This is a genomic window from Labilibaculum euxinicum (genome assembly GCF_009795715.1).
GTDB lineage: Bacteria > Bacteroidota > Bacteroidia > Bacteroidales > Marinifilaceae > Labilibaculum > Labilibaculum euxinus.
The window spans coordinates 61,705-84,478 of the sequence record NZ_WTCR01000008.1 but is presented as its reverse complement, the minus strand read 5'-3'; the positions used below and the strand labels follow the sequence as shown (position 1 = coordinate 84,478).

Annotated in this window: 21 protein-coding genes; 12 read left to right on the top strand and 9 right to left on the bottom strand. The window is 36.5% G+C overall.

Features of this window, described 5'->3' with window-relative positions:
• Positions 1–109 precede the first annotated feature (109 nt).
• Positions 110–1,393: a M64 family metallopeptidase gene (locus tag GQR60_RS11990; RefSeq protein WP_124993156.1), complete on the top strand. Its 1,284-nt coding sequence runs from the start codon at positions 110–112 to the stop codon at positions 1,391–1,393.
• A gap of 84 nt (positions 1,394–1,477) precedes the next feature.
• Here the strand turns inward: GQR60_RS11990 and GQR60_RS11985 are convergent, their stop codons facing one another.
• The gene (locus GQR60_RS11985; RefSeq protein ID WP_124993155.1) at positions 1,478–1,813 is read right to left on the bottom strand and encodes a DUF6249 domain-containing protein; all 336 of its coding nucleotides are present in this window, start codon (positions 1,811–1,813) and stop codon (positions 1,478–1,480) included.
• A 361-nt stretch (positions 1,814–2,174) separates the two neighbouring features.
• On the opposite strand from GQR60_RS11985, the gene GQR60_RS11980 reads away from it, so the two are divergent.
• Both GQR60_RS11980 and GQR60_RS11975 read left to right on the top strand, forming a co-directional pair.
• Entirely contained in the window at positions 2,175–2,750 is a 576-nt protein-coding gene (locus GQR60_RS11980) for an RNA polymerase sigma factor (RefSeq protein WP_124993154.1), read from the top strand.
• Positions 2,751–2,780: 30 nt separating this feature from the next.
• Positions 2,781–3,203 carry a hypothetical protein gene (locus tag GQR60_RS11975; protein WP_124993153.1) on the top strand — a complete coding sequence of 141 codons (423 nt, stop codon included), beginning with the start codon at positions 2,781–2,783 and terminating at the stop codon, positions 3,201–3,203.
• A gap of 98 nt (positions 3,204–3,301) precedes the next feature.
• Here the strand turns inward: GQR60_RS11975 and GQR60_RS11970 are convergent, their stop codons facing one another.
• The 6 genes from GQR60_RS11970 to GQR60_RS11945 all read right to left on the bottom strand — a co-directional run bounded on the left by GQR60_RS11970 (position 3,302) and on the right by GQR60_RS11945 (position 8,162).
• Positions 3,302–3,676 carry a DUF3127 domain-containing protein gene (locus GQR60_RS11970; RefSeq protein ID WP_124993152.1) on the bottom strand — a complete coding sequence of 125 codons (375 nt, stop codon included), beginning with the start codon at positions 3,674–3,676 and terminating at the stop codon, positions 3,302–3,304.
• 20 nt (positions 3,677–3,696) lie between these two features.
• Positions 3,697–4,134, bottom strand: coding sequence for a peptidylprolyl isomerase (locus GQR60_RS11965; protein WP_101310809.1), 438 nt, complete (start codon positions 4,132–4,134; stop codon positions 3,697–3,699).
• Positions 4,135–4,484: 350 nt separating this feature from the next.
• A complete protein-coding gene (locus tag GQR60_RS11960) occupies positions 4,485–5,186 on the bottom strand; it encodes an FKBP-type peptidyl-prolyl cis-trans isomerase (RefSeq protein ID WP_124993151.1) in 702 nt (233 codons plus the stop codon).
• Between the two features lie 31 nt (positions 5,187–5,217).
• Complete coding sequence (locus GQR60_RS11955) at positions 5,218–5,820, bottom strand: FKBP-type peptidyl-prolyl cis-trans isomerase (protein WP_101310808.1); 603 nt, start codon at positions 5,818–5,820, stop codon at positions 5,218–5,220.
• A gap of 157 nt (positions 5,821–5,977) precedes the next feature.
• Positions 5,978–6,670, bottom strand: coding sequence for a tRNA (5-methylaminomethyl-2-thiouridine)(34)-methyltransferase MnmD (gene mnmD / locus GQR60_RS11950; RefSeq protein WP_124993150.1), 693 nt, complete (start codon positions 6,668–6,670; stop codon positions 5,978–5,980).
• Complete coding sequence (locus GQR60_RS11945; protein WP_306598348.1) at positions 6,645–8,162, bottom strand: MATE family efflux transporter; 1,518 nt, start codon at positions 8,160–8,162, stop codon at positions 6,645–6,647. The genes mnmD and GQR60_RS11945 overlap by 26 nt, the downstream gene beginning before the upstream one ends.
• Before the next feature lie 165 nt (positions 8,163–8,327).
• Between GQR60_RS11945 and dinB the strand changes: the two genes are divergently transcribed.
• From dinB to GQR60_RS11905, 8 genes are all read left to right on the top strand, one after another.
• On the top strand, positions 8,328–9,395 hold the full coding sequence (gene dinB, locus GQR60_RS11940; RefSeq protein WP_124993149.1) for a DNA polymerase IV: 1,068 nt from the start codon (positions 8,328–8,330) through the stop codon (positions 9,393–9,395).
• Positions 9,396–9,498: 103 nt separating this feature from the next.
• Positions 9,499–10,281, top strand: a complete 783-nt coding sequence (locus GQR60_RS11935; RefSeq protein ID WP_124993148.1) for a 5'-nucleotidase C-terminal domain-containing protein — start codon at positions 9,499–9,501, stop codon at positions 10,279–10,281.
• Positions 10,282–10,291: 10 nt separating this feature from the next.
• Positions 10,292–11,203: a bifunctional metallophosphatase/5'-nucleotidase gene (locus GQR60_RS11930; protein WP_262885272.1), complete on the top strand. Its 912-nt coding sequence runs from the start codon at positions 10,292–10,294 to the stop codon at positions 11,201–11,203.
• 58 nt (positions 11,204–11,261) lie between these two features.
• Complete coding sequence (locus tag GQR60_RS11925; RefSeq protein WP_124993146.1) at positions 11,262–12,143, top strand: cation diffusion facilitator family transporter; 882 nt, start codon at positions 11,262–11,264, stop codon at positions 12,141–12,143.
• A gap of 582 nt (positions 12,144–12,725) precedes the next feature.
• A complete protein-coding gene (locus GQR60_RS11920; protein WP_124993145.1) occupies positions 12,726–13,286 on the top strand; it encodes a hypothetical protein in 561 nt (186 codons plus the stop codon).
• A gap of 17 nt (positions 13,287–13,303) precedes the next feature.
• Positions 13,304–16,405, top strand: a complete 3,102-nt coding sequence (locus tag GQR60_RS11915) for a SusC/RagA family TonB-linked outer membrane protein (RefSeq protein ID WP_124993144.1) — start codon at positions 13,304–13,306, stop codon at positions 16,403–16,405.
• Between the two features lie 33 nt (positions 16,406–16,438).
• Positions 16,439–17,923 carry a SusD/RagB family nutrient-binding outer membrane lipoprotein gene (locus GQR60_RS11910; RefSeq protein WP_124993143.1) on the top strand — a complete coding sequence of 495 codons (1,485 nt, stop codon included), beginning with the start codon at positions 16,439–16,441 and terminating at the stop codon, positions 17,921–17,923.
• 95 nt (positions 17,924–18,018) lie between these two features.
• Positions 18,019–18,993 (top strand): metallophosphoesterase family protein, encoded by a 975-nt coding sequence (locus GQR60_RS11905; RefSeq protein WP_124993142.1) that lies wholly within the window; start codon positions 18,019–18,021, stop codon positions 18,991–18,993.
• A gap of 258 nt (positions 18,994–19,251) precedes the next feature.
• Here GQR60_RS11905 and GQR60_RS11900 read toward each other — a convergent pair whose 3' ends face one another.
• Entirely contained in the window at positions 19,252–20,220 is a 969-nt protein-coding gene (locus GQR60_RS11900) for a DMT family transporter (protein WP_124993141.1), read from the bottom strand.
• 115 nt (positions 20,221–20,335) lie between these two features.
• Positions 20,336–21,055 carry an XRE family transcriptional regulator gene (locus GQR60_RS11895; RefSeq protein WP_124993140.1) on the bottom strand — a complete coding sequence of 240 codons (720 nt, stop codon included), beginning with the start codon at positions 21,053–21,055 and terminating at the stop codon, positions 20,336–20,338.
• Between the two features lie 260 nt (positions 21,056–21,315).
• Here GQR60_RS11895 and GQR60_RS11890 point away from each other — a divergent pair, with 260 nt between their 5' ends.
• On the top strand, positions 21,316–22,707 hold the full coding sequence (locus GQR60_RS11890; protein WP_124993139.1) for an aldehyde dehydrogenase family protein: 1,392 nt from the start codon (positions 21,316–21,318) through the stop codon (positions 22,705–22,707).
• The last annotated feature ends 67 nt before the right edge of the window (positions 22,708–22,774 follow it).

Genomic DNA, 22,774 nt, shown 5'->3' with positions numbered 1-22,774 from the left:
AAGTAAAAAGTTATAAATTAAAAATCTAAGATATCTATTCCTTGCAGGAAAAGAAAAGTGTATTCATTATAATTTGTAAATTTAGACTCTAAATGCAAAAACAACTATTATGACGACAAAATCTTTACTGGTATTTGTACTAATTGCAATCTCTTCGGTTTGTTACGGACAAAGTAATTTTGATAAATATTTTGAAAGTAAGACTCTGAGGATTGATTATATGATGGGGGGCGATGCCAATTCTCAGACTATTTTTCTGAAAGAATTGAAAGAAGAGCCTAATTGGGGAGGAAGTAAAATCAATTTAATTGATCAGTTTGGATATGGAACATTCCGTTTTAAACTTTTTGATGTGGAGTCCGGAGAATTAATTTATTCAAAGGGTTTTAATTCTTTGTTTCAGGAATGGCAGTCAACAGCCGAAGCAAAAGAATTAAAAAGAGCATTTTATCAGGTAAACGTAATGCCTTATCCTAAAAAAACAGTACGATTTGTGTTGGAATCCAGAAACTGGGATGGCAGTATGGAGAAAATATGGGAATATACGATTGACCCGACTAATTATTTTATTGGTAAAGAAAAGCCCAGGAGTGTTTCATTTACAAAGATTATGGGAGATGGTGATCCTGCGGAAAGTGTAGATATTGCTTTTATAGCGGAAGGGTATACTGCTGATGAAATGGAAAAATTTAGGGCGGATGCCAAACGTGTAGCTGGTTATTTGCTTGATGTACCTCCATTTAACAGATATGCAGACCGATTTAATATATATGCTTTAGAAGCCGTTTCGGAAGATTCAGGAACTGATATTCCGGGCGAAAATATCTATAAAAACACGGCTGTAAATACTACTTTTTATACTTTCGATGTCGATCGTTACCTAACAACTTTTGATATCAAATCCATACATGATATTTCTGCAAATGTTCCTTACGATCAGATATTTGTGCTGATTAATACCGATAAGTACGGTGGAGGTGGATTCTACAATTATTATTCAAGTTGTTCGGCCGATAATGCATTGTCATATGAAGTTTCAAGTCATGAATTTGGTCATGGGTTTGCCGGTTTGGGAGATGAGTATTATTCATCGGAAGTGGCATACGAAGATTTTTATAATCTGGAAATTGAACCTTGGGAGCCAAATATTACCACTTTGGTTAATTTTGAGTCGAAATGGAAAAATATGCTTGATGATTCGATTCCGGTTCCTACACCCCGGACGAAAGATTTTATTGATAATTTAGGTGTGTTTGAAGGTGGAGGTTATATGGCCAAAGGGATTTATTCTCCCATGCAGGATTGCAAAATGAAATCGAATAAAATGAAACATTTCTGCCCGGTTTGTGAGAAAGCTGTTGAAAAGGTGATCCTGTTTCATATCGGGAAATAAATGATGTTAAGACCTCATAATAAGAAAATAAAAAAAAATGCGTTCCAGTTTGGAACGCATTTTTTGTAAAAGGCTTGGTTTTGTTTATTTCTCAGCCTCTTGTTTTTTCGCTAATCCGTAGAATACTAACAGAGCAAGTCCACCGAATAAAAAGATCATAGAAAAGTAAGAAACTTCTTCATTTAAACTTGTGTAAGCATCTAAGATGTTTCCAATTAGAATTCCAATTGCAAGACCAATTAAAAGAACACCGTATTTTAAGCTTTCTAAAGTACTGCACTTTTTTTCTCCAACTAAAAGGTTGATATCCATGCCTTTTTCAATTAAAGCTTGTCTTTCTTTGTGACGGTGCACTAAGAAAACGATCAAAGGAATGATTCCAAATACGGAAATGATTGCTACTACTCCTGTTATATCCATGATTTAAGTTTTAAGATTAAACTGTTATTATTTTATTGATTGTGAATGAAAACCAAAGCTTGATTTTTGCATTCAACTTTATGACGCCACCTTATTCAAACAGGTTACAAATATTTTAAGATTTTTTTAACGCTTACAATTATTTCAATAAAAAGCATTGTCTTAACTTGCTATTAATGAATTGCAAAAAAAATATTGAATTTATAGAATAAGCTGTAACCGATTTTAGATCCTTTGCGTCTAAGTTGTAGATGATTCAATAAAAAGGAAAAAAGAAGTGAATCAACGCAACATTATGAAACGAAACGATGTCTTTTTAGTTGATGACCTTGTTTTTCTAAATTGAAAGCACAATCTGTATATGAAGTTTCAAAAGGATAGCTATTATATAGCCAAGATTAGAGAAGGAGATCCCGGGGCATATGCTTTTCTTGTAAATAAATACAAGAAGATGACATTTAATGTTGCCTTACAATTGATGGGAAATCGTGAAGATGCCGAAGAAATTGCTCAAGATGCATTTTTGAAAGCATATCAGGCCTTGGATAGCTATAAGGGAGATGCAAAATTTTCAACCTGGATATATCGAATTATTTACAATGCAGCGATATCGCGTTTAAGAAAGAAAAAATTAGATGTAAGCTCTATTGATGATGATTTTACAAGTTCGGTAAATGTAAAATCGACTCAATCAGCCTTGCAGGAAGTAAGAAATATAGAAAGGAAAAAATACCTTTCCGAAGCATTAAACAGGTTACCTGCTGATGAAAGGTGTCTGATTACTCTGTTTTACCTGGAAGAAAATTCGGTAGATGAGGTTTGCTCTATTACCGGTTTAAGTGCTTCCAATGTTAAGGTGAAATTGCATCGTGCAAGAAAAAAGCTTTATACTCTGTTGGAGTTGGCTTTACATGGTGAATTAAAAACGATATTATAGATATTCGAAAGAATATAAAATTAGACTACAATGAGCAAAAAAGAAGATATCTATAAAGATGATTTTATCAAAGAATTGATAAAGGATGTTGAGTTGGAGGATCCTTCTGCTCAATTTACGAATAGGGTTATGGATATGGTAATGCAGGATTGGCTTGCAAAACCAATTGAAATGAAGAAGCCGATTTCGAGAAATCAATGGATTTGGATAAGCGGACTTATTTTACTTGTTGTACTTATTCTTTTGGGCACTGATGTGAGAACTTTAATTAGTTCTGCTGAGAATCCGTTTTTACATCAGCTTGATGCTGTATTATTACAACCAATTAATCAGGTTTTAACGAAAGTATTTGATAGTTTAATAAAACTTCCGGTAATGGTTTACATTGTTGCTGTTTCTTTTGGAGGATTAGCGGCTTTTGATAGAATTGTTAATAAATTATTGCATCATTAATAGGAGAGCAAACACAGTCGGTATTGTATCGGCACTTCAGTAATATTTGATTTTTTTAATTGAAAAAACCGCACTTTTCAGTGCGGTTTTTGTATTTTCTAAAAAGGAAGATCATCTTCTTCCGGTGCAGGAGGAACGTCTTCTGCTCTAAATTCAGGCATTTCAGGAACAGGGGAACCAGCAGCTTGTACTTTTTCAATTCTCCAAGCTTCAAGATTCGAAAAGTAGTTTACTTTTCCATCTTTTTCCCATTTACGACCACGAACATTAAAAGAAACTTTAATTTCTTCGTACAAAGAAATTGTTTCCAATAAATCGCATCGATCCTGTGTTAGTTGAAATTTAATAAAATCATTCCATTCAGAATTTCTTTCATTTTCAACTTCAATAACAAATTCTCTTTTTTTGAAACGATCGCTGATTGATTGAGTTTCCTCTTTCACGATCATTTTACCATTAATTTCAAAATTCATAATGTTCTGTATATTTTGTATTATTCTTTTACGATTACAATTTTATCAATGCTGTCTCCTGCACGAATCGCATCAATAACTTCTAATCCTTCAACCACTTTGCCAAAACAAGTATGCTGGCGATCTAAATGGGAAGTGTTTTCGCGGCTATGGCAAATGAAAAATTGTGATCCACCAGTATTTCTTCCGGCATGAGCCATCGATAAAACGCCTCTGTCGTGATATTGATTTTCACCATTCAATTCACAATTGATTGAGTAACCTGGGCCACCGGCACCTGTGCCATCCGGACAACCACCTTGAATCACAAAATTTGGAATAACCCGGTGAAAAGTCAAGCCATCGTAAAATCCGGATTCTGATAGGTTAACAAAGTTTTCAACAGTTTTCGGAGCATCATTCTCAAAGAATTCCACTTTCATAATTCCCTTTTCGGTATGAATTTCTGCGTGCATCATTTTTATTTGTTTTAAATTATTTCAATTTTAGTATCAAAAGGAGAATTCCGACTCATTAATTCTCTTACACGAGAATATTGAGAAGTAATTGTTTCTATTTGTAAAAGTCTGGTTTTTATAGAATAGAAGGATTTGCTTTGTTAAAGCACTGGTTGTAAGTGTATTTATATAAAATTAATCCATTCTTCTAAAAACAAGATTTTAAATTTACAACAATGCAATTGCAGTTGCAAAAGAATGCAAATCTAAAAAAAGATTCTTTGTCAAAAAAGAAAAAAGAACCCCTTCTGGAAAACTCCAAAAGGGGTAATTGCTTTTAATAAGTTGTACTAATTAATCAAATTTATTAATTAGTTCTTTTTATCGTCTTTTATGATATCCAACAATTCAACTTCGAAAATTAAAGTTTCGTTTGCTTTGATATCAGCTCCCATTGCACGTGGACCGTAAGCAAGGTTCGAAGGAATAAATAATTCCCATTTAGAACCTACAGGCATTAATTGTAATGCTTCAGTCCATCCTTTAATTACACGGTTAGCAGCAAATGTAGCTGGTTCGTTTCTTTTATAAGAAGAGTCAAATTCTTTACCGTCAATAGTTGTTCCTTTGTAGTGAACTGAAACTTTATCAGTAGCAAGAGGTTTAGGACCGTCTCCTTCGTTGATAATACGGTATTGTAAACCACTTGCAGTAACAACAATACCTTCTTTTGATTTGTTTTCTTCTAAGAATTTTTGACCCTTAGCTAAGTTTTCAGCTCCAATTTTTTCCTGAAGACCTTTGATGTAGTTATTGATAACAGCATTTCCTTTTTGAGGATCAATTACCAATGAATCTTTGTCAAGAGAAGCGTACAACGCTGCCAAAAGAACTTCTTCGTTCAAATTAGTAAGTCCGTTACGCTCAAGGTTAGTACCAAAACTAGCACCTAAACTATAACTAACAGAGTCAAGTTCGTTGTTTAGAGCAACATTTTTATTTCTTTTTTGATTACAGGAAGCCAATGTTATTAGTCCAAGACCTAGTGCAATAGATAATACTTTTAGTTTCATTTTTTTTGGATTGTTATGGTTATTAATATAATTATACGATTTCAAGTAATTCAACTTCGAAAATTAAAGTTGTGTGTGGGCCAATAAGGTTTCCGGCCCCCTGTGCACCATAAGCTAAGTCCGAAGGAACATATAGTTTCCATTTTGAACCTAAAGGCATTAGTTGAAGAGCTTCGACCCAACCTCTAATAACTCCATTTACCGGAAATACAGCAGGTTCACCTCTTTTTACAGAGCTATCGAAAACTGTTCCGTCAATTAAAGTTCCATGGTAGTGACATTTAACGCTGTCAGTTCCTTTTGGAGTGTCTCCTTTTCCTTCTGTGATAATTTCGTATTGCAGTCCGCTTTCAAGACTTACAACACCTTCTTTTTTAGAGTTCTCTTCTAAAAATTTTGTTCCTGCTTCAACCGCTTTTCCAGCTTGTTCTTCTTGTAGTTTTCCAAAAAATTCCTGAAGAATACCATTGGCCTCTTCCGGAGATAGTTCCGGCATTTTTCCATTAAAAGCAGCATCCAAAGCTTCCATAAATGGCTCAACACTAATTGTTTTAACTCCTGAAGTTATTAAATTACTTGCGATGCTTAATCCAAGGCAATAACTTACCTTATCTTGTTCTTCTGTGTACTTCATTCGGGTATTGTATATTTAATTATAATAATTCAATTTTATTTATGATCAGCAAGATCATAAGAATCGTCTAAGGTAAAGCTTTTCTCTCAGAATATCGAAAATCAACTTGTAATTAACCTTTTTTTGCATTTAACTTCCAATAAAAAAAGATCTTCATTCAATTATTTGGTTTTCTATTGATGCATAACTTCTTTGCTCGCAGCATTTGTCGTTTACCAGGTGGGCCAGGCAGACGTTTTACCTCAAATCCTGCACCTCTCAGAGCTTGTTTTATGATTCCTTTTGTAGAGTAGGTTGTTAAAACTGCATCTTCTTTCAGGTGATTGTGCAGTTTTTCAAAAATATCCTGAGTCCATAAATCGGGCTGAATATCAGGAGCAAAGGCATCAAAATAAATAAGATCATACATAGCAGGAAAAATAAATTTTCTGAGATCACCCTGCAGTTTGTTTAGTGTAAATGTTTTTGTGATTTCAACTTCCTTATTCCATGCTGCCTGATGCAGCTTAAAAAAAACGTCTCTGTCTGATCCTTCTATTTGATCGGTGTAATTCAGGCTTTGAATGTGTTCTTTTTTTATCGGATACAATTCTATTGAATGATAAATAACGGTTCTGTTTTGTTTTTCGGCTTCAATAAGAGTGAGGAAGCAGTTTAGTCCTGTACCAAAACCAATTTCTAAAATGTGAATTGGATCTTGCTTGCAAAAATTGAATCCTGCATTTAAATACACATGCATCGCTTCCTGAATAGCACCATGAGTAGAATGGTAATGCTCATTTAATTCAGGAACAAAGAGGGTATGAGAACCATCTTCAGTTATTTTAAGCTCTCTTTTTAAATTCTTCATTCTCGATTGGATTAATGATTGTAGAGGACTGGCGCAATCTGCTTGGAATGATTCTTATCCATAAACGTTTTAAAGGAATTGGAGACTGGTTTTCGGGATGTTTGTTCAGTAAAAAAAGGAACCACAAAAATAAAATACTTCCTTTTAATATGCTGCTAATGGTTAATCCCCACCAAACACCTGTCGCCGAAACAGACTCGGAAGATATCCAGTTCTGAAATTCAGGTAGATAATCAACTAAAGTGTAGCTCAATATATAGGCAAAGGGAATCCGCATCAGGTTTCCAACAATTCCAACTATTGCAGGTGGAACTGCCCGTCCAATTCCGTTAAAGGCTCCTGTTGCTGTAATTTCAACACACATAAATATCTGTGAAATACCAAGAATAAATAGGTAAACCATGCCCATATGCACTACATTATTTTCACTGTTATTTATAAACAATCCGAAAATATGATCGCCTGCAAAAAGGAAGAGCAAGGTACTAATGAATCCTATAAAACCTGCGATTCCTAATGTGATGAAGAAACCTTTTTGAATTCGTCTCCATTTATTTGCTCCATAATTCTGGCCTGTGAATGTACCCAATGCAGTTGAGAAACCAGAGGCGGTCATCCAGGATAGTGCTTCTATTTGTGATCCTATCGATTGAACTGAAAAAGGAATGGGATTTCCATGAGAAATATTGTTTATCACCCTTGCTAAAATCATAGCGATAAAGGCAAAACAAGCTGATTGGAGAGCAACAGGACCTCCTATTTTTAGGATTGGGAGGAAGAATTCTTTTTGAATTTTCCCTAAATAGTTTTTGATTTGTAATGGATTTTCCTTGATATACAAGTAGTATATAAATAGTAGAAAAACACTTAGCTGAGAAATTACAGTCGCGATTCCTGCACCTTCGGCACCCATGCCTGGAATACTTCCCCAACCAAAAATAAGAATTGGATCGAGTATCATATTTATAATCAAGCCGGAGGCATTGATCCAAAATGAGGTTTTGGTATTGCCAACTCCATTATAAATACCAGCCATAGTGATGTTGGAATAGGTAAATGGCATTCCAACGGCAATTATCCGAAGGTATTTGAAGGCAGTCTCGTTTACAAATTCACTTTTAATATTAAAAAGACCTACAATAGGGTCGGCAAATATCCATACTGATAAAGCAAATCCAATGGAGATAATAAAAGATAAACTGAACGCGTTTTTTGCAAATGATTGTGCCCGTTCAAGATTTTTACTTCCTATTGATTGTGAAATTCCTACTTCAGCACCAATTTTAGTAATAAAGAGGAGTGATGAACCAAACCAAACCAGATAAAGAGCAATTCCAACAGCACTTACAGTTTCGCTTCCAACTTGTCCCAACCACGCCATATCCGTCATGTTGTATGCCATTTGCACAAATGAGGTGGCAATTATTGGAATAGCCAGTTTTATAATTTGAGGAAAAATTTTTCCTCTGGTAAGATCTTTAATTTGGTTCACTTTACTTATTTTGGTTCTTACAGGAACGGGTTTGGTTGTATTTATTCCCTATTTTCGCAAAGTGTTGAATAGGAAATATGAATTGATTCGCTTTTTTAAGGCGTGTAAAATTACAAAAATTGAAACGATTATTTTTTAAATTGTTTCTGGATATTTGAATTGAAAATGGAAGAGGAATATCGCAAAATAATTCACGTTGATATGGATGCTTTTTTTGCCTCGGTAGAGCAGAAGGATAATCCCGAACTTCGAAACAAACCAATTGCGGTTGGGGGATTCGGAGACAGGGGAGTTGTTGCTGCTGCCAGTTACGAAGCGAGAAAATTCGGTGTGCGTTCTGCAATGCCTTCTTCTATCGCGAAAAGGAGATGCCCAAATTTGATTTTTGTAAAGGGCAGGCATGACCGATACAAAGAAGTTTCGAAGCAAATTATGAGTATTTTTCATGAATTCACCGATTTGGTAGAGCCTCTTTCTATTGATGAAGCTTTTTTAGATGTTACTCACAACAAGAAAAATCTGCCTTCTGCGAGTTTGATTGCTAAAGAGATTAAGGAAAGAATTAAGGAGGTGACTGGTTTAACGGCTTCGGCAGGAATATCAGTAAATAAGTTTTTGGCTAAAATTGCTTCCGATTATCAAAAGCCTGATGGCTTATTTGTTATTCCTCCTAAAGATGTTGAGCAGTTTATTGAGCAGTTATCAATTGATAAATTTTTTGGAGTTGGAAAGGTTACTGCTGATAAAATGCATCAGTTGGGTATATTCAGAGGGAAAGATTTGAAGGAGAGAAGCCTTGCTGAATTGACTCGTGTGTTTGGGAAAGCCGGAGTTTACTATTATCAAATTTCAAGAGGTGTTGATAACCGTCCGGTGAATCCTAACCGGGTTCGTAAATCGGTGAGTACTGAGCATACATTTCATGCCGATTTATCGAATAAAGATTTGATCAGAAAAGACATGATTGCAACTGCAGAAGATTTGCTGCGCCGATTAAAGAAGAGTGGTTTTAGAGGAAGGACTTTAAGTTTAAAAGTGAAATACAGTAGTTTTGAACAGGTAACAAGAAGTAAAACCATTCTGCAGGAATTGAATCGGTTGGATCAAATCCTTAATCTGGCAAACGAATTGTTAAACCAAATTGAACTGAAAGAAAGCATTCGACTGCTGGGTTTAACTGTTTCCAATCAAATCAATTTTTCTGAACCTCAGCAATTAACCTTAGATTTTTGATTAATTCAGATTTATATAATATAGAAATCAAGCTATTTTTATAATTTTACATTCCCTTAAAAAGGACAAGGGTGTGTTTAATCACTCTTTCATCTGTTTTCACATGAAATTATATTTTAATAACTCAATTAGGATACTATTCTTACTGCTGATCTTTTCAGGTTGTTCTGTAAGCAGTAAGATTAATAAGCCTGATCATCAACAGAATTACACGATTGATTCAGTTATGGATTCGAATTCGCAAAAGGACACTGCTTTTGTGAATGTTATCGAAAGCTATAAATCTCAGCTCGACGGGGAAATGAATACGGTTATTTCTGTTTGTGATGAAGAAATGATTACCGGTAAGCCAGAGAGTAAATTGTCTGATTATATTGCCGATGCAATGCTTGCCATTGGGAAAGAATTCTGTGTTGAAAATCAATTATCCCACTCTGTTGATTTGGTGATAATGAATCAGGGGGGAATTCGCACAGGAATGCCTAAAGGAGAAATAACAACCGGGCGAATTTTTGAAATGTTACCTTTTAAAAATAAACTAGTGATTGTTGGAATGAAAGGGGACGATTTAATGAAACTTCTGAATCAAGTTGCCGGGTTTGGAGGTGAAGGTATTAGCGGTGTGAAAATGGGAATTAAGGATAAGCAAGCGGTTGATGTTCTTGTTAATGGAACGTCGGTTGATTTGGGAAAAACATATCACATTTTATCAATAGATTATTTGGTGAATGGTGGTGGCGGGCTGTCTGCATTTGAGACAAGGGAAACGTTCAGACATTTGCACCTTAAATTAAGATCGGAAATGATCAAATACATTAGGCGTGATTATGAAAATGGAAAACATATTTCAGCAGAACTAGACGGGAGGATTTACAATGTGGAATAGAAGGGATTTTTTGAAAAATATCGGTGTAGCGGGTTTGTTTTTGGGAACAGGAATTATTCCCAAAAGAGCTTCTGCTGCTAAAAAAGAATTACAGAAAATCACGGTTCTTCATACCAACGATTTGCACAGCCGTATTGAACCTTTTCCAAAGGGCGACCCTGAATTTGGTGGTTTGGGAGGTTTTGCAAGAATTCATGCATTGGTTCAAAAAATCAGAAAAGAAGAAGAATTGGTTTTGTTATTTGATGCAGGCGATGTGTTTCAAGGCACACCTTATTTTAATTTCTTTAAGGGGGAAGCCGAATTTAAATTAATGTCGAAAATGCGATATGATGCCGGAACTATTGGGAACCATGAGTTTGATAATGGTATTGAGGGGATTGCAAGTCAATTGAAACACCTTAATTTTCCATTGCTGAATGCGAACTATGATTTTTCTGAAACCGAATTGTATGGTCAAATCCCAGCTTATAAAATAATTGATAAAGAAGATTTTAGGATTGGCGTTTTTGGTCTGGGAGTAAATTTAGACGGTTATGTGGAGCCAAAAAACAGAGGCTCTATCTCCTATGTTGATCCTGTTGATGTTACCGGGAAAATGGTTCGTATTTTAAAGGATGAAAATACATGCGATTTGGTTATTTGTCTTTCTCATTTAGGATTAAAGAATGATTTGGGTTTTGATTGTGATGTGAATTTAGCCAGAAAAACACGAGGTGTAGATCTAATTATTGGAGGACATACACATACCTTATTGGAAACTCCGGAACGGGTTCTGAATTTGGACGGTGAAGAAGTGTTAATTAATCAAGTTGGATGGGCTGGAATTGCTTTGGGAAGAATTGATTTTTACATCGATAAGAAAAATAAAACCAAATTAGCATCTTCAAAACTTCTTTCAGTTAATGAAGAATTAGTTTAATTGATACAATAATTTCAGCAAACTTAGGTTAATAACTTGTTGCTAAAGTTCGTTTACATTGAAAAATTCCAAGTTTAAATTAGATAAATCGAATTGGGCCTCGGTAGAAGGCTGGCTTTCAATAATTGGGAATATATTGCTTTTTGGATTAAAATACTGGGCTGGTTTGGCGACAGGTTCCATTGCAATTATTGCAGATGCTTGGCATACCTTGTCGGACAGCTTAAGTTCTGTAATTGTAATTGTTGGTGCTAAGATTTCGAAGAAGCCTGCGGATGAGGATCATCCTTTTGGGCACGGACGAGCCGATTTAATAAGTGCCTTTATTATTGGAATTTTACTTCTCTTGGTGGCGTTCGATTTTATCATTGAATCTTATCATACGCTGCAAAGCCGGGAGTCATCGCAATTTGGGAGCATTGCTATTGTAGTTATGATCGTGTCGGTTGTAACAAAGGAATTGTTGGCTCAATTTGCCTATTTCGGAGCAAAGAAAACCAATTCCAAAGTGTTAAAAGCTGATGCATGGCATCATAGAAGCGATGCAATATCTTCTTTGGTTATTTTGGTTGGAATATTTTTAGGTCCTTATTTTTGGTGGGTCGACGGAGCTTTAGGAATGATTGTTGCCATACTAATTGGTCATGCTGCGTATGAAATTATTAGTGATTCTATTCATTCCTTATTGGGAGAGAGCCCTTCCGATACAATCATTCAGGAACTAAAAATGACCATTGAGAAAGTGTCTTCGTACAAATTAGAACCTCATCATTTTCATCTTCATGTATATGGGGATCATACAGAACTAACTTTTCACATATTACTTCCGCAGGATATGCCAATAAAAAAGGCTCACGATATTGCAACAGAACTGGAAGAAGCCATTCTCGAAAAGTACGGTTACGTATCAACAATTCACATTGAGCCAAATATTGATTAGCACTTCAAGATCCATTTCTTTGTACAATGGTTTTATCTTCAGATTTTCATTACCATAGGTAGTGGATTTTTTTGTTCTTCCATAACTTAAATTGTGATGTCAGGCATATGGTAAATGCTTGCATTATTTGTTTTATTCATCTGTTAGTTATTTTATCTCCGTTTTGTCCGACTGTGTGATTTTTGGCAAAATATAATTTTTTGTTTCTTCTCCTATGGATTGTTAGCTAATAAATTGACAATCTAATCCACTATTGTTTCAGTAAAGTTTCAAAAGAATTTTAGTTCATCTTAAATTAACCTTTAGTTGTTCTGTCAATTGATGGTTATGTATTGGAATTGGAAATATTTAATTCCTAATAATTAAATGGAACGCATGTAAATCTCACTTAATAAGTGTGTTGTGTTGGTTCTTCTGTAGGGGTTATCCACGAAATATACTATTTACTTCTCTCCGGTTTTTTACATAGATACATTTTAATATTTAAAATAAAGTTTACTCTAAGCTTATCATTAGGTGATATGTGTTCGTGTACTTTGAGCCAGATAAAAAGCTTGAATATTCACAAATACATATGACGATATGGAAATTAGAACCACCTTAATTTTAGCCTTAGTGTTAGTTGTGTCAGGATTACGTGCACAAGAAGTTGCCAGTTTAAATTCTGATGATGTGACGGTATGGCCTGCATCAAATAAACACGGGAATGATTTTATAGAAACAACACCCGACGAACAATTAACTTTTACTTACTACAGTCCTGATGAGGAAAAACTTTCCTTGCCGGTAAGGGCATCTGTGGAAAGTACCTGGGGGAAGGAAATTGCTCAGTATTATGCACTGTTCGAGAGTGTTTACATGTATGAAGAACAACCGGTAGCGGGAGACCCTAATGTGGTTTTGAGGATAAGAAAACCCCGCATTTATAAAAGTATAAAGGGAATTGAAAATTACCTGAGAAAAGAATTAAAAAAGGAGGCTTGCTCTATGTCGGGTGCAAGTCAGCAAATAAAACAGATACTGAAAATCGGCATCGCGGCTATAAGCGAAGATAGTGAATGGTTTGAGAAACAACTAAAGAAACAGAAAAGCAAAAATGAAGAGATTGCTCTTTATAATAAAATTGTATTAATCAATATCTAATTTGACATTTAATCGAAATGAAAAAAATTACTTTACTACTTCTGATTTTTACGAATGTACTGATCGTAAATGCTCAGATAAAATTGTCGGGTCGGGTTAGCGATCAGCAAGGCAATTCGTTGCCGGGCGTTAATGTTGTGCTGAAAGGGACATCAAAGGGAACGGTTACTTCTCTTGATGGTAATTACAGTATCGAAGCAAAATCTGATGATGTTCTGGTATTTTCGTTTATGGGATTTGCTTCGAAAGAAGAGCCTGTTAACGGACGTACGCTGATTAATGTAGTGCTTGGCGAAGATGTGCAGCAGCTTAATGAGGTTGTAGCTACAGCAATAGGTATTAAACAGCAAAAGAAAAAAATTGGATATGCAACAGAAAAAATTGTTGATGACGTAATTGTTCAGGCGAAAAGTTTGAATTTGGGAGGTGCTTTAACCGGGCAGGTTGCAGGATTAACGGTAACCAACCCAACAGGTATTTTTCAATCTCCTGATTTTCAGCTTCGGGGTAAAAAGCCTCTGATTGTATTGGATGGAATTCCGGTTGAGACCGATTTTTTTGACATCCCCACTGAAAATATTGAAAGCATAAACGTATTGAAAGGAACTTCAGCTTCTGCACTTTATGGGAGTAGAGGAAAAAATGGAGCAATACTTTTGACTTCTAAAAAAGGGACATCAAAAGAATTGCAAACAACAGTTTCAACAACTTTGATGGTGTCAGCCGGGTATGCTGCTTTCCCTGATCCGCAGCATGAGTATGGTAGTGGCTCTAACGGACAATATGAATTTTGGGACGGAGCTGATGGTGGTATCTCTGATGGAGACATGACCTGGGGACCTAAATTTGAATCTGGAAAAATGATTGCGCAATGGAACAGTCCGATACGCGATAAAGTAACCGGTGAAACAATTGAATGGTATGGTGGTGTTAAAAACACCAAATACGATGATCGGTCACGTTATGAGAGAGTCCCAACTCCATGGATTCAGCACAACAATTTAAAGAACTTTTTGAGTACCGGAATTATTTCGAATACCGATATGTCAATCAGTATGAAAACAGACCGTGGACAATTTATGATGACCGGTAAGTATGCTTATCAGAAAGGTCAGGTGCCCAGTTCCCGTGTTAACAGCGGCGGTTTAAATTTTAATGGAAGTTATAAATTGACAGAAGATCTTACGCTGGAAGGTGGTTTGTCTTACTCGAAGGTATATTCTCCAAACTATCCGCGATACGGATACGGACCTAAAAATCACATGTACACAGTTTTAGTCTGGATGAGTGACGATGTGGATGGTGAGGCTTTAAAAAATCACTTTTGGATACCGGGACAAGAAGGATATCAGCAGGCAAATTACAATTATGCGTGGTACAATAATCCATATTTTGCTTCCAGCGAATTAAAGCAGGCTCACGATAGAAATGTGATATCGGGTCAGGTGAAACTGCGTTGGGATATTCTTCCAAATCTTTCAATACAAGGGCGGGGCGCTGTTCGAATGAAGGATTTGTTTGAGAACATGCAAAGTCCTAAATCGTATATGAATTACGGCGATTCCCGTGAGGGTGATTACAAGACTTGGAATAGCGAGCAGACTAATTTCGATACCGATGTATTGCTTACTTATACAGCCAATATTTCTGATGATCTTAATTTAACAGTGAATGGAGGAGCATCTTATTTTTACAGAAAATATCAGCAGGAATATGCGGCTACCGATGGATTAATTGTGCCGGGAATTTACAATATGGGGAATTCTCAGGGGCCCGTTATGGCTACTAACTATTTAGAGGAAAAAGCGACATCGAGTGTGTATGCTACGGCAACTCTGGATGTTTTTAAATCGTGGTTTTTAACACTAACCGGTCGTAACGATAAGTCGTCAACCATGCCTACTCAAAACAACTCTTATTTTTATCCGTCAGTTGCTTTGAGTACTATGGTTTCAGATTATATCACTATGCCAAAACAGGTCGATTATCTTAAAGTATATGGTTCATGGGCACAGGTATCCAGTGATTTGGATCCTTATCAGATAGAGTCAACTTATTCCAATAACGGGACATTTGGGATGAGTCCAAAAATTAGCTATCCGGCAGGAATTGTGAATTCGAATATTAAACCTGAAAAATCAACTTCAACAGAGTTTGGTTTGTCAACTTCTTTTTTTAAGAATCGTTTGGGACTTGAAGGAACTTATTATAAAGTTGTTGATGAAAATCAGATTATACAACTGCCTTTATCCAAAGCTTCCGGATTTTCCAGTCGTTATGTGAATGGCAATGAGTATGAAACAAAAGGTTTGGAGCTTGCGCTTTCTGCTAAATTAATTAACAAGGCTTTTAAATGGAATGTAAGAACCAATTGGAGCTTTAATAAAAAAACGCTTACAAAAATTTACGGAGGAGAAGAAAAATATAACGATCTGCGGGTTGGTGACAGAGCCGATGATATGTGGGGAACCCAATGGAAAAAAACTGATGACGGACGATTGATTATTGATCCCAACACCGGATTGACTATAAAAGACAGTGAAAAAGGATATTTGGGGCATACAGATCCTAACGCCCGCTTCGGATTTCAGAATACGTTTAACTACAAAAAATTCACTCTTAATGTCGATTTTGATGGAGTAATTGGTGGTGTAATGTCATCTAAAACCATTCAGAAATTATGGTGGGGAGGACGTCATCCCGAATCTACAACCGGCAGAGATGCCGAGTATGCAGCAGGAAAAGCAGTGTATGTTCCTAAAGGTGTTAATGTTTTAGCAAATGGGGATATCGTAGAAAACACCACTGCAGTCAGCTGGCAAACATGGAGTCAGAATTATCCGTACCGTGCAAATGTAACCGAAGATGAAAATAAGAAATTTGCCAATGTTTTCGATCGTTCTTATGTGAAACTTCGCAAGGTTGCTCTTACTTATAATTTTGATAATAACAATAAGGTGAGGCTGTTGAATGGGGCTACTATTACTCTGTTTGCAAATAATGTGGCGGTTCTGAAAAATATTCCGCTTGTCGATCCTGATTTTACAACTGGGAATGATGATGATTTGCAGGATCCATCAGCACGTTACATTGGTGTAACAACAAAATTCACTTTTTAATAAACATCCAAAGTGTCCAAAAAGATAATAAAAATGAAAATGATTGTTAGAATATGTACTTGTATATTGTTAGCTGCAGCAGCTGTTTCATGTACTGATTTTGAGGAGCTTAATAAGGATCCGAATAAACCAACCCAAACCTCACCTCAGCTTTTGCTAACTACAGCATGTTGGGATGTTTTTAGCGAATTTGACAATTTTCAATACGAATCGCGAATGCTTGTAGCTACTGATGGAGAGAGCTCTGAACAGTTTTACAACTGGACAAGAGGAGACTTTGGTTCTTTTGATAATTTGAGAAATATACAGAAACTGGAAGAGGAATCCGTACGTGTAAGCTCCGATGCTAACTTGGCTCTTGCAAAATTTTTTAAGGCATGGTATTTCTATAACTTGACCATTAAGTATGGAGATATCCCTTTTTCTGAGGCTTTGCAAGGGGAGACCAACGAAATATATACCGCAAAATACGATACGCAGGAAGATGTTTTTGTTGGGATCTTAAATCTATTGAAAGAAGCTGATACTTTGTTGGAAGGAAATACTGAGATTATTACCGGTGATATTCTTAATGATGGTTCGTTGTCAAAATGGCAAAAACTAGTAAATGCCTTTCGTTTAAAGGTTTTGCTTACCTTATCTCACAAACCGACTATTGGAGGAGAAGCTGTTGCATCACGTTTTGCAGATATTTATTCCGGTAAAGTTTTAATGAATGATGTAAGTGAAAGTACACAGATAAACTTTTTGGATCAATCAGGAAGCAGATACCTGAATTTTAATTCAAGTAGCTTTGGATCTGGATTGTATATGGATTCAACTTTTGTTCAAAAATTAATTGACCGGGAAGATCCCCGTTTGTTTGTGTATTGTACCCAAACACCAAATGCTCTTAAATCAGGTAAAGCTGTCACTGATTTTACATCTTACGAAGGAGGAAATCCAACAGTACAATATAGTCTTGTAAATGCAAAAGCAGTGGCTGGAAATATTTCCAAGCCCAATTCCCGATATTACGACGATCCGGTATGTGAATCAATGATGTTATTAGGATATCCTGAGCAACAGTTTATTATTGCAGAAGCGATTTTAAGAGGTTGGATTAGCGGCGATGCTGTGGCTGAGTACAACAAAGGAATTAAAGCATCTTTTTCATTTTTTGCGGGTCAGGCATCAACAAAAGGCTATAGTTCGTATTTAAGTGCCGAAGCTTGTGATCAATATCTGTTAAATTCTTTTGTTGATTTGGATCAGGCTCCATCGGTAGATATGAAGATATCGTATGTTATCACACAAAAGTATCTTCAGACTTATTTTCAGGCTGGTAAAACGCCGTTTTTTGAGCAGCGCCGAACAGGTTATCCAATTTTTGAAACAGCACCGGGAGTAACAATACCTAACCGTTGGATGTATCCTCAAACGGAATATGATTACAACAAAACAAATGTAACCGAAGCGGTAACCCGCCAATTTTCCGGTAAGGATGATATTCGCGAAACTCCCTGGTATTTGAAATAGGGTAGTTTCGTTTGTAATTAATTTTTCCTCACTTCTCATCTGTAAGGATCAGGAGTGGGAAAATGCTTTTATTAAGTTTAAAAATATAGTAAGTAATGAAAAAAATAAGTCTGATATTATTCAGTTTTTTTATCGCTCAAATGTCTTTCTCTCAATCTGTTGATTTTAAGTTTAACCCGAATGGGGAATTTAAAATTTTACAACTGACTGATACGCATGTCACTGTAGGTAAAAACAACCAGCAGCACGTTATGGATTTGCTCGCAACTTTGGTTCAGGAAGAAAACCCTGATTTGGTTGTGTTTACCGGCGATGTAGTAACAGATAGTGATAATCCTAAACCTTGTTATGAAATATTCGCGGAATTCTTTAAGAGGCACAAGCTGCATTGGGCTGTAACACTTGGAAATCATGATTCAGAGAATAAAATGCCTAGAAATAATGTTGCGTCTATTTTGGATGGTCTTGATTTTTGCATTAACCGATCTACAGATAGCTTAAAGGGTACAAATTTTTTGTGTGAAGTAAAAAGCAGTACCAACTCTGATAGCAAGGCGGTACTTTATTTTTTAGATTCTCAGGATTACAGCACAATAAAACCAAGAGTGGATGGTTATGGTTGGTTTTCAACCGAGCAGGTGGTTTGGTACAAAGAGCAAAGCCAGAAGTTTATTGATGAAAATAAGGATACGATTCCTGCTTTAGCATTTTTTCATATACCCTTGCCGGAGTATACTGATGCCTGGTGCAATGGTAAAGCATTTGGAACAAGAAAAGAAGTAGAGTGCTGTTCGAAAATTAATAGTGGAATGTTTGGTGCAATGGTAGAGCAAGGCGATGTTATGGGAACTTTTGTTGGGCACGATCACGTGAACGATTATGTGGCATCATATTATAATATGGCTCTTGCATACGGCCGGGCTTCAGGTGCGAAAAATTCCTATGGCGACTTAAAGCAGGGGGGCCGGGTTATTGTATTGAAAGAAGGTAAACGAACATTTGATACATGGATTCGTGAAAAAGACGGAGAAATAAAGCAGGTTTGTAATTTTCCTGATTCGTTCCAATAATATCCTGTTAAAATCTATATCGTGCTGATGCAGATATGGGTGAGTTTAATACCAATTTAATTTCAAAATAGACTTTAAATAAAATGAATTAATTTTTAGCTGTATCGAGGCAAAAAAGTAAAGCATAGCCATGTTACGATGCATCTTTTTTAACGAAGATATAGTTGAAAAGAAACATTTTATAAGGCTTGTTTTGATGTTAATTTGGTATAAATACCAAACTAGATATTATTTAAGACATGATTGAATACATCGTTTTTAGCAATTGGTATTTTGTTGAAAACGATGTATTTGCTTATCTGTTAAAATTTTATTTTTCCTTGAGAAAAGAACTGCCGTAATTGCCCCCCCAATTACAAATACAGCGCCAAGCATTGAGTAGATGCTTAAACTATCTGTTTTTATCCATTCTACATTCATAGAGGATAAAACAGCCATGCTTGTTAATGTGATAATTGGGTTAACGGTTACAATTATACTTACTTTGTAGGCTTCGGTATACTTGAAAGCCAATGCCAGACAACCATAGGCCACGAGAGTATTCATGCCCAGAAAAATCACGATTACCCACGAGGAAAAATCAAGATTTGAGAAGGCTGCAAAATCAACAAAAGGAGCGTAGAGAATAGCCGGTATTCCGTAAAGAACCATATTTAACAGTTGCGCCGGGTGTTTTTGCACCAGTTTTTTTTGCAGTGAAGCATACAAAACCCACATTACCGCTCCTAATTCTATCCAGAAAAAACCCGTGTTGAATGCTTCTGTATCTTGTATAAAGGCTTGCAGCTGATTTCTGTAAAAGAGAAATAAACCCAATCCTGCAATTCCAAATCCAAGTAATTGTTTGCTGTTTAATTTCTCTTTAAAAAAGAAAACTCCGACCAAGGCTAACAAAATAGGAGCTGTTTGCATCGTAATTTGCGCATTACTCGGACTGGTATAATTTATTCCCTGCATAAAACCCAGATAATTTACACCCAAAGCAAGTGCAGCAATTACCAAGATGAAAGGAGGTCGTTTTATAATATTTAATTGCCTTTTGTCGGTTATTAAATAGTAGAGAAACAGAATAGAAAAGGCAAACGTAAAACGAAACCATACTATGGAAACAGAATCCAGATCTTTCAGGCTGACTTTTAAGAAAATTGGGAGAAAACCCCATAAAAGTGCTGTGATCATGGCATACAAAACACCTTTGTAATTGTTTGAAATCCCCTTTAGACTCATGTTTTTGTTGGATTAAACTAATTTATTTAGAATGATTTTACAGAGCTAAAAGTAGGAAAAAAAAGGATGAAGCAATTCGCTGTCAGGATTTAAATTTGAAGATTTTTATAGTCTTTTATTTTTTATTATTTCCAGCCGGTTCAGGCAATGTAAAGCTTACAAATCCCAAGGATTTCCATACCTCCAATACTTGATTCAGGCTTACCTCAAAAGATAAATATTCCGGGTTGTCAGAATTGAGCAGCAATTGATTGTTTCGAAAATCTTTTTTTACTCTTTTATATACTATTCCATCGTCGTTAGTCAATACAATACAGCAGCTGTTATCTTTTATTAGTTCCCAATCCTGAACGTATTCACAAATTATGTATGCGCCGGAAGGGATTGGCAGCATGCTGTCTCCTTCAATTTGAAAAGCCCGGTAGGTTTTGTTTTCCGATAGCTCGGCAAATGGCATTCTGAAATTGGGCAATTCGCTGATAAATTCAGCATCAGAATATCCGTTAAGGTAACCTGCAGCAGCTTTTACTGGCACCAGACTGATCATTTCTTCATTTTGTGCATCCACTAAAATGGGCAAAACTCTTAGTTTGTCTCCTTTGGTGTCCTGTGTTTTTTCCTGATCCAATTTGCTGATATCCTCGTTAACCAATTCGTCTAAATTACGTTTGAAGAATTTCGAATATTTCATCAATGTGGTAATTTTTGGGACACTTCTTTTTTTCTCGTACGCACTAATTGATGAGGCTCCTATGCCAATTCGGTTCGATAATCTGCCTTGAGACAATCTTTTGCGCAGGCGTAAATGTTTAAGATTTTTATTTAAGTTTTCCATGATGAGGCTTTGTACAGGTGAAATTTTTCGAGTTGCAAATGTACATGTTTGGAGCTTCTTTCGGAGAATAGGAAAGAACAATTTACCGGATTTTCTGTCTGTTCCGATATAGTTTATTGAAGATTAAGGAATTATAATGTGCAGATATTAACTCTTTGAATTTAGTCCGTTCAATTATTGATGAAAATCAAAAGGGTTTGAATGAAGATCTTTACGCGAAAACCTGTATTTTGTAGTATCAAAATAAATAAGTTGATATAATGAACTCAATAAAAGTAAATTCCCCGTTCGATGGCAGTTTAATTCAGGAAATTCCTTTGCTCGATGAGCATCAGGTGGAAGAAAAATTGGCCAAAGCCTATGCCTTGTTTCAGGACCGGTCCCGCTGGCTGAAACCCTACGAGCGCATTGCCATACTTGAAAAAACAAAAGCCATTATGCAGACGCGGGTCGAAGAACTCACAAAAATTGCAGCTTCCGAAGGAGGAAAGCCTTATCAGGACAGTAAAGTAGAAGTGCTTCGTGCAATTAATGGTGTGCAATTGGCCATTGAACACATTGGTCAGTTAAAAGGAGAGCAAATTCCTATGGGAACTACAGCGGCTTCAATAAACAGATGGGCATTTACCCTGCGCGAACCAATTGGTGTCGTTCTCAGCATAAGCGCTTTTAATCATCCGTTAAATCTGGCAGTGCATCAAATAATTCCAGCTTTTGCCGTTGGCACACCCGTTATCATCAAGCCGGCAACATCAACGCCGCTGTCGGCAATCGAGTTGGTGAAAATTATGAAGGAAGCCGGATTGCCAGAGGATTGGGCACAGGTGGTTATTTGCAACCGCCAAAATGCCGAAAACATGGTGAAAGATTCACGGATCAACTACCTTTCATTCATAGGTTCGGCCGAGGCGGGATGGAATCTGCGGTCCAAGCTGTCGCCGGGAACCCGATGTGCATTGGAGCACGGAGGTTCTGCACCGGTAATTGTCGAGGCAGATGCTGATCTTTCGCAAACCGTTCCCGCATTGGCAAAAGGAGGATTCTATCATGCCGGTCAGGTCTGTGTATCCGTTCAGCGGGTATATGTTCACGAAAATATCATTGAAGAATTTACCACTCAACTGGTCGAAAAAGCAAATTTATTGCATGTTGGAGATCCTATGGATCCTAAAACAGAAGTGGGACCGCTGATTCAGACTTACGAGGTCGATCGGGTAGAGCAATGGGTAAACGAAGCCGTTGCCGAAGGCGCGAAAATAATGTGCGGGGGCAAACGGATTTCTGATACCTGTTATCAGCCAACAGTTCTTCTGAATCCTGATTCGGAATCGAAAGTTTCTCAGCACGAGGTGTTTGGTCCGGTGGTTTGTGTTTATGCTTATTCCAAATTGCAGGATGCCGTTAATCGCGCAAATTCATTGCCTTTGGCCTTTCAGTCAGCCATTTTCACTTCTAATTTAGATGTGGCTATGGATGCAGTCAATCAACTGAATGCATCGGCAGTAATGGTAAACGATCATACCGCTTTTCGTGTCGATTGGATGCCTTTTGGCGGACGCGATACATCAGGAATCGGCATAGGAGGTATTCCGTATTCCATGCACGAAATGACCCGCGAAAAACTCATGGTGATTAAATCGAAAGTATTGTAATAAAAATCAGGGCGGAATTCATTTTCCGCCTTTTTTCACGTTTTGGGCGTGTCCCTCCGGGTCAGGC